At 56.4% G+C, this 7811-nt stretch carries 5 protein-coding genes and 3 pseudogenes; 6 read left to right on the top strand and 2 right to left on the bottom strand.

Annotated elements, in window-relative coordinates; genetic code table 11:
• Window positions 1–184: hypothetical protein (locus ASG39_RS24330; RefSeq protein ID WP_210168570.1), on the top strand; the 184-nt coding region annotated here is incomplete at its 5' end.
• A 50-nt stretch (window positions 185–234) separates the two neighbouring features.
• Here ASG39_RS24330 and ASG39_RS10605 read toward each other — a convergent pair.
• Window positions 235–1125, bottom strand: coding sequence for a LysR family transcriptional regulator (locus tag ASG39_RS10605; protein WP_062594994.1), 891 nt, complete (start codon window positions 1123–1125; stop codon window positions 235–237).
• A 102-nt stretch (window positions 1126–1227) separates the two neighbouring features.
• On the opposite strand from ASG39_RS10605, the gene ASG39_RS10600 reads away from it, so the two are divergent.
• From ASG39_RS10600 to ASG39_RS24525, 4 genes and pseudogenes are all read left to right on the top strand, one after another.
• On the top strand, window positions 1228–2097 hold the full coding sequence (locus ASG39_RS10600) for an NmrA/HSCARG family protein (RefSeq protein WP_062594993.1): 870 nt from the start codon (window positions 1228–1230) through the stop codon (window positions 2095–2097).
• A 34-nt stretch (window positions 2098–2131) separates the two neighbouring features.
• Window positions 2132–2599 (top strand): annotated as a pseudogene (locus tag ASG39_RS24530) (AtaL-like protein).
• Between the two features lie 614 nt (window positions 2600–3213).
• A pseudogene (locus ASG39_RS23840) lies at window positions 3214–3351 on the top strand (transposase domain-containing protein); the annotation flags it as partial.
• A gap of 170 nt (window positions 3352–3521) precedes the next feature.
• A pseudogene (locus ASG39_RS24525) lies at window positions 3522–3983 on the top strand (hypothetical protein); the annotation flags it as partial.
• A 16-nt stretch (window positions 3984–3999) separates the two neighbouring features.
• On the opposite strand, the gene ASG39_RS10585 reads toward ASG39_RS24525, so the two are convergent.
• Window positions 4000–5922, bottom strand: coding sequence for a methyl-accepting chemotaxis protein (locus ASG39_RS10585; protein WP_062594992.1), 1923 nt, complete (start codon window positions 5920–5922; stop codon window positions 4000–4002).
• Between the two features lie 587 nt (window positions 5923–6509).
• Here ASG39_RS10585 and ASG39_RS10580 point away from each other — a divergent pair.
• Window positions 6510–7619 (top strand): PAS domain-containing protein, encoded by a 1110-nt coding sequence (locus tag ASG39_RS10580; RefSeq protein ID WP_082477158.1) that lies wholly within the window; start codon window positions 6510–6512, stop codon window positions 7617–7619.
• The last annotated feature ends 192 nt before the right edge of the window (window positions 7620–7811 follow it).

Genomic DNA, 7811 nt, shown 5'->3' with positions numbered 1-7811 from the left:
CGATCACTCCAGAGCCCCCGCTGAAAACATGCAGGGGACGGTTGAAACATGGGTCAATTCTCAATGGAAATATAACGCTGCGCCGGGTCAGCTCTCAGTGGAAATCAACAGCCTATCGATCAGACGACTCTCCGGGGCCGGCAGGGCGATGGCTAATCGAGCGTTTGACAGCCCGTTCTGTTGATAGGGCGGCGTAGATCTCTGCGCGTGTCTGCCTGAACGAGGCTCCGCTCGTCATCGGCCGATATACGCGGCCAGTTCGTCAGGTGTCCCGTTCGGGAAAGCTTGCTTTAGAAAATCCAGAAACGCAGACATGCGCGCGCTGAGCAACCGGCGAGACGGGTAGAGCGTCCACAACGCGATTTCGGGGCCGTCGATATCGCCCCAACTCACCAGCGTTCCTTCCGCGAGGTCATAGGCCACCAATGAGATGGGAAGACGGGCGGCACCAACCCCGACGCGCACCGCATCCCGGACCATGATGAGAGACGCTAGACCCAGCACCGGCTCTATCGAAATCGTCGAGGGTCCGCCTGTTGTCGTCACGCGCCATGTTTGCCGCTCTCCCTTGCCCCGCACAACGCCGGGAGTGGGGCCATCTTTCTTCGGACGGGGGAGAGTCGGGTTTGCCACGACCACAAGCCTGTCGCGGAGAAACGCGCGCCCGATCAGGCTTTCGTCAGGATCGGGATTGACCCGAATGACCAGATCGTAGCCTTCCTCGATCATGTCCACAGACCGGTCCTCCGCTGTGATCTCCAGCCTGACCTCCGGATATTTCAGTGTAAACTCCGCGGCGATCTTACCCATGGCGCTCTGGGAGAACAGCACCGGCGCGCTGATGCGCAACTTACCCCTTGGAGTTTGGCCACCGGTTGCGATCGCCGATGCCGTCTCATCGAGTTCGGCAAGCAATCGCGCCGTCCGCTCAAAGAGTGCCCGGCCCTCCTGCGTCAGCTTCAGGGTCCGCACACCCCGCTCGAACAGCCGAAGGTCAAGGCCGTTTTCCAATTCCGCAACCCGCCGGGACAGCGTCGCCTTTGGCCTGCCGGTCGCTCTTGCAGCTTTGCCAAACCCGCCATGGCGCGCGACGAGGTTGAAATCCGAGAGAGCGAGAAGATCCATATGTGTTCCACCAGTGAGACAGGTTGTTCTAAATCTCCGCCTATCGGACGGGAAGTGAGCCACTCATACTGAGCGTGTCAAACAACACAACAGGAGACCAACATGACCATCCTCGTTACCGGTGCCACGGGCAATATTGGCCGTCAGATTGTTGAACATCTCGTAAAAGGCGGTGCAGATGTCCGGGCGCTCGCCCGCGATCCGTCGAAATCCGCCTTTCCGGACGGTGTTTCCGTCGTGCAGGGTGACTTTCTCGACGTCGATTCTTTGCGCAACGCCATGTCCGGCGTGTCCACCCTGTTCCTCTTAAATGCCGTCGTCCCGGATGAGTTCACCCAGGCTTTGATCGCCCTCAACGTCGCACGCTCGGCTGGCATCGAGCGGATCGTCTACCTGTCGGTCATCCATGCCGATGTCTACGTGAACGTGCCGCATTTCGCCGGCAAGTATAGCGTCGAGCGGATGATCGAGCAGATGGATTTCAAGGCCACCATCCTGCGGCCGGCTTACTTCATGCAGAACGATCTGATGGTCAAGGACGTCATCACCGGCTACGGCGCCTACACGATGCCGGTCGGACCGAAGGGTCTCGCCATGATCGATGTCCGTGATATTGCCGAGATCGCCGCCCTTGAACTTCTGCGCCGTGAACGGGCTTCGGAGCCGCTCCCGATCGACCGGATCAATCTGGTCGGGCCAGACGTGCTGACGGGCACGGATATCGCTGCCATCTGGTCGGATGTGCTGGACCGCACGATCAGCTACGGTGGCGACAATACCGAAGGTTTCGAGCAGAATCTCAAGCAGTTCGTACCCGCCTGGATGGCCTACGACATGCGTCTGATGGGTGAACGTTTCATGACCGACGGCATGCTTCCCGCCGACGGAGACGTCGAGCGCCTGACCATGCTTCTTGGTCGCCCTCTGCGCCGGTATCGCGATTTCGCGCAGGAAACAGCTGCTTCCGCCTGACGAGAGCAGCGATCTCGAAAGGACGGTCATTGCGATGTATTCGACCGCCATTGTTCCGGTGAACCCGGACGGCGAATCCCGGTTGACGCGCGCTCAGGCGTTGAAGGTCTTGAACTCAAGGCACGGGACGCCCGCCCGTTCTTCGCAGCAGGTGTCTGCACCCGTTGCGAGGTCGTAGAGGAGAGCGCACGCATTTCCTACGGAAGGCGACGATCAGAGGCAGCGAACTACGAGAAATCGTCACAATCGAGCATGAGAGCAAGATCGCCTTCTTCCAGACGATGGGTCCCTACGAGGGAGCCATCATCAACGAATTGTTCGAAGACGAAGACGGCGCGCTGCAGCTTTGCTTCTACTGGTACATGGGCCGCGTGACAAAGATCCGAATACTCTTCAGGCACAAGCCCAGCAAGCGCGGCTCGGCAGTGACACCGGCTACAAGGCCGCCCTGCTGGCGACGCTAAAGCGAACACGAGAGATTCTTGCACCAGGAGAGCTCTGATCATTCCAAAACATCGCTCGACAGAGCGGGCCGCGTTTCGCGGTCGCTTTTCAATTGCCCGTATACGTTCTTCGAATGGAAAAACCGATGAACTCGCTATTCTTATTGGCTCGCCAGGCCGCTACACACTTTCCACCGCCTGGTCATGCCGCCCACAACCCGCAGCCGCGCAACCTTCGAGGGCACGCCCAGTGATCCGGCTTCCGAATACTGCGCCCGCGGACTTATATCGGGCTGGTCGTCACAGAGGGCACACAGCCTTCGACGATGGCAGGGGTATCTGAGCACTCCGGCATCTATACGTCCGCACATATCGCGGGCTGGAAAAAAATCATCTCGGCCTTGCACATTAATAGCGTCACTTCTTCATCCCGCTGATGCACGCAGGTCGCAGCTCCTACCCTGACAACTCGCCGCATTACCGTCCAGGCGTCGCTCCCTAGGCGATCGCGCCGGGTAGGGAGAATGTTTACGGCGACCAGGATGCAGGATACTCCTGCGTCTCGTGCGTTAGGCTCAGGACTCATAAATGTCAGAGCCAGAAGATAATAGCGGCCGCGATGCGCCGCCATTCAGCCTGTCTTACAAGTCGGTTCCACCAATAACCTTAGCGGGCAGGGTTATTCGGCGGCTCCCAGCGCGGCGGCGAGCTTGCTGCCTTTATGTGCTCCCTGATCGTCAGGGCTAAGATGAACGATATTGATCCGCAAGCCTGGCTGCCGGATATCCTCGCCCGCATGCCCGTCCGTCGCTGATCACGGGTGCCAGAACTGTTGCCCTCAAACTGGTCTGCCACTTGCGCCACCCAACAGAGAGCGGCCTGATGGTGCGCCCGACGCATGTATACACGATCGGCTACTTCGCCACGCTGATCCGCGAGAATATCGAACCTATCCGGAAATCGCCAGCAACTCGGACAACATCGACTTGGGCGTCACTCTCTTCCGTAGCCGGTAAGATCGGCCGCATGGCGCTTACGCTCAATGAATGGGTAAGGAAGGCCGGGGTGAAATGCGGCAAACGTGCGGGTTTGCCGAGCGACGTTGCGGAGAAGATGAAAGCTCCGGAGCGGGAGAACCGCGAGCTTCGTCAGTCCAACGATATTTGCGCAGGGCCTTTGCATATTTCCCTGGGCCCCTTTCAGCGAATGCATGCGTTCGCTGAAAGGGGCCCAGGGACCTCGACCGCCCACTGAGGCGATGATTTTCTGGTTGATGCCCATCGCTCGGTGCTCGGGGTCGAGCTGAACTGCAGACTTCTGTCGATTGCCCCGCCCACTTATGATGAAGTCATCGCCAAGCGCATGGATGTTGTGCGCACAAAAAAACCCTGATCGTGCAGCCGGAAGGCAATGATTTCAAGCATCTCGCCTGTCGCCGCTGCGTGATGTAAGGGGGATATTAGAAGTCCTCCCATGTTTCTTTAACGGCTGCGTTTCCGGAGAAGGCATTCATGACCTTGCCAGCCAGCTTTCGGACAGGGGATTGGACCGGGCGATGCGCAGCGCTGGCCGACATCACTGCTGCCGTTTGACGTAGGGCGTGTCCAAGCTGAAACTGTGAAATCAGTTCCCGCAATCTGCCACTTTCGTTTGCGAGCGTGGCACCGGCTGCGCTGGTCTCCTCGACCATGGCCGCGTTTTGCTGAGTGACCTGGTCCATCTGGTTGACGGCAGTGTTAACCTCGGCAAGACCAACAGACTGCTCCCTCGCCGATGTTGCGATGGAATCCATGTGCTGGTTCACCGTGACGATATAGCCCTCGATCGTCCTGAGAGCCTCACCCGTTTCACTCACCAGCTTAACGCCACTTTGCACCTCAACGGAAGAATTGCGGATCAGATCTTTGATCTCCTTAGCTGCCTGGGCCGATCGCTGGGCCAATTCCCGGACTTCCTGCGCAACGACCGCAAAACCCTTGCCGGCATCGCCGGCGCGCGCTGCCTCGACCCCGGCGTTCAGTGCCAGCAGATTGGTCTGGAAGGCAATCTCATCGATGACACCGATGATGTTCGAGACCTGATTAGAGGAGGCCTCTATCTTCTGCATGGCATCCACCGCGTTGGCCACCACACGACCGGATTGCGCAGCACTTTCGTTAGCCTGCACCGCAACCTTGCGTGCCTCTTCCGCTCGTTTGGACGAGTTTGCAACATTGACTGTTATCTGGTCGAGCGCAGCAGCGGTTTCTTCAAGCGCCGCAGCCTGCTGTTCGGTGCGTTTCGACAAATCGTCGGCGCTAGCGCTTACCTCGCGGCTGCCATTGTCGATAGCGCCAGTCGCATCGGCCACAGCCCGCAGGGTTTCGGAGAGTTGTGCAACCGCAGCATTGAAGTCCGCACGCAAGGTTTCGAAGTCGGGCGCGAAGGCATCGATCAGCTGGAACGTCAGGTCGCCGCCTGCCAGATGTCTCAGTCCATCGCCCAAGCCAGCCGTCGCCTGCGCCATCTCTTCGGCACGAACACGGTCACCTTCAGCCTTACGCTGGCGTTCTTCTTCCGAAAGGCTGCGACTAGCGGCGGCTTCCTGTTCGAGGCGAATATTAGCGACCGCATTGGCGCGGAAGACTTCCACAGCCGCAGCCATATCGCCGATCTCGTCGGCGCGTCCTTCATAGGGGATGGGCGACGCGCTATCGCCATCAGCGAGCTTCTTCATGGCGGTCGTGATTGTCTGGATCGGCCGGGCGATACCGGACAGGGCAAACCAGATTGATGCCACAATGACAGAAAGGCAGAGCGCAACAATCAAATATGTGAGCCTCATCGTCGAGTTGTAGGTCGCGCTGCTTGCTATCTGCGAAGCTGTGGCGCCTTCCGTATTAAGGGTGACGATCTCCTCAAGTAATTTGTCGATGTCGTTCGCCAACGGCCTCATCTGCAGCTGTTGAAGTTTCGTTGCTTCCTCGTTTTTTTGCTCGCGCGACAACAGGATCATGGAGTTCCCAAGATTGCCAAACTCCTCGAACAAAGACTTGATCTTTGCGATCCGTTGCCTTCCATTTTCGTCGAGCACCAAAACTTCGTATTTTGCGACGGTGTCCAGAAATTGCAACTTCGCAGCAGAAATGCTGTCCTCCGCTGTTTTCAATGCTGCAGCGTCCAATGCAATAACGTGATTGAGATAGCCACGTCTGGCGCTCGAGAGATCAACGCTCATGTCTTTCGACAGGCTGACTTTCGGTAACCATCGCGAAGAGATCTCAATCGTGCTGTTATTCAGAGCGCTCATGCTGTTAATTGCTACGGCAGCAAATCCCACAACCGTTACGGCAATGAGGATCAAGGCGCCTGATAGCGCTGTTTTGATTTTTGGGCGTTTCATCGAGATCTCCCAGTGGGTTGTCCCACTTGCAATGGACAAAAATTGCCGGAAGCAAATTCATTCTGCCGAAGGCATGAGGAGACGAATGCAACTCCGTCTTACGTACAAGCGCTGACGCGCGGAAGTGCGTTGAGGTGCTAGTTGGCATGGCGCGAAAACCATGGGCCGCCTCACCGTTAGTTGACACTTACTACGAATTCCATGAACCAACAGGGAATACACTCGTTGGCCATAGACCTATCCCAAAGTATAACTTTTGATTGCCTAACCTGCCAGAAAGGAATTGTATCGTAGATACAATACGATTTCTAAGTGTGGGAAAACATTTTCTCAAACCTATTCTTGTAATTGAGAAGTCTGTCCATTCCGGAACATTCGATTTGTCAACTTTCATTAGCATTCCTGTATGCGAATATTACAGATTGGCATTGCTTTGGCGTTAAGATATCTATTATGTTCGAATTCTCAGATAGAGGGTTGCGAGCAAAAATCGTTCCGTACCGATTTCAGCGGAAAAATTTCCGGTCGAACTGGGTAAAAAACACTCTGGTTTCGCAGTTCGCGCCACGGGAATAAAAGGGGCTACAATGCCGACAACACGGCTCATGCAATTTTCAACAACCGGGAGGAGCGAGGAAACGATTAATGAGGATGGTGCTCGGACCACTCGGACACTTCTGGGAGTATCCTCAGCTCATTTTCTTCGCTTGATCGAAGAGCGAGGGCAGCTTGGCTTCTGGACATTGGAGTTTAGCACCAATCACATGACTATATCGGTTGGGCTGTATCGTTTGCTTGGCATTAATCCCTCGATGCCATTCAACTGGCCGGATCTCGAAGCGATCATCCATCCTGATGACCATCCCGTTCACGCCCACATGGACCAAGCCATGCGGTCTGGTCATGTTATCGACCGCGAGTTCAAGATTGTTCGCCCCGATGGAACGATGCGTTGGCTTCAGAACAAGGCCGAGGTGATCGTTGACACAAACGGCAGCGTTGCTCGTGCCATCGGCGTCATGATCGATATTTCTGATCAACACGCAGCGCGTCGGTCAGTCGAAGATGGCTGGTATCGCTACAAAGCTCTTGTTTCGTCGATGGCGGTAACGGAGTACGGACTGCAGCCAGACGGTGATTTCGTCTATTCAACCGGTTGGCACGAGTTGACCGGCCAGACAAAAGACGAGGCGTCTGGTATGGGATGCCTCAATGCCATTCACCCCGACGATCGCGATTTGGTCAAATCGAACTGGATTTCATCTCTAACCAACGGCAGTCTGTATGCGTTTGACCCTAGAATCAGGGATAAGGAAGGGCGATACCGCCGCTTTCTCAGCCGTGCGACGCCTGTCCGCAATTCAGACGGAACGATAAGAGAGTGGTTCGGGGCTCTTATCGAGGTAGCTGATAAGGGCGTTACGGTAGTTGATGAAAATCAAACTACGGCGCCCTTGAAGGCATCCCACCTGCGTGCCGCCCGGGCACTACTTGACTGGACGGTCGAAGAACTAGCAGTTGAAGCTGGCGTTTCTGTTTCTTCCATTCGTCGCATCGAGACAGACGCAGGCCACACAGTGCGCGTTCATATCCGCCAGTTGATCCGACAGACACTGGAAAGAAATGGAATATCTTTTCAGGCCGGTCCGAACGCGAGCGACATATCTATAGGTTACACCGCGCTGCAAACGCCGTGAGCCCTACGGTATAGCCGCACTTACTGTTCTGTTTCTAGGCTCGGGACCTATTAACCTCTTGCGGCGCGCTCTGCGTTTTGATTCACTGGGATCGAAAGGAGACGCTGCCATGAGTGACCTGATGCTGTTGTCGGAGGCGCAGATGCGCCGGATTGAACCTTTCTTCCCGCTGTCACATGGCGTGCCGCGTGT

The sequence above is a fragment of the Rhizobium sp. Leaf371 genome, assembly GCF_001424045.1.
In the GTDB taxonomy this organism is placed as follows: domain Bacteria; phylum Pseudomonadota; class Alphaproteobacteria; order Rhizobiales; family Rhizobiaceae; genus Ferranicluibacter.
The sequence above is the reverse complement of the archived record's forward strand: the minus strand, read 5'-3'. Positions and strand labels throughout refer to the sequence as shown.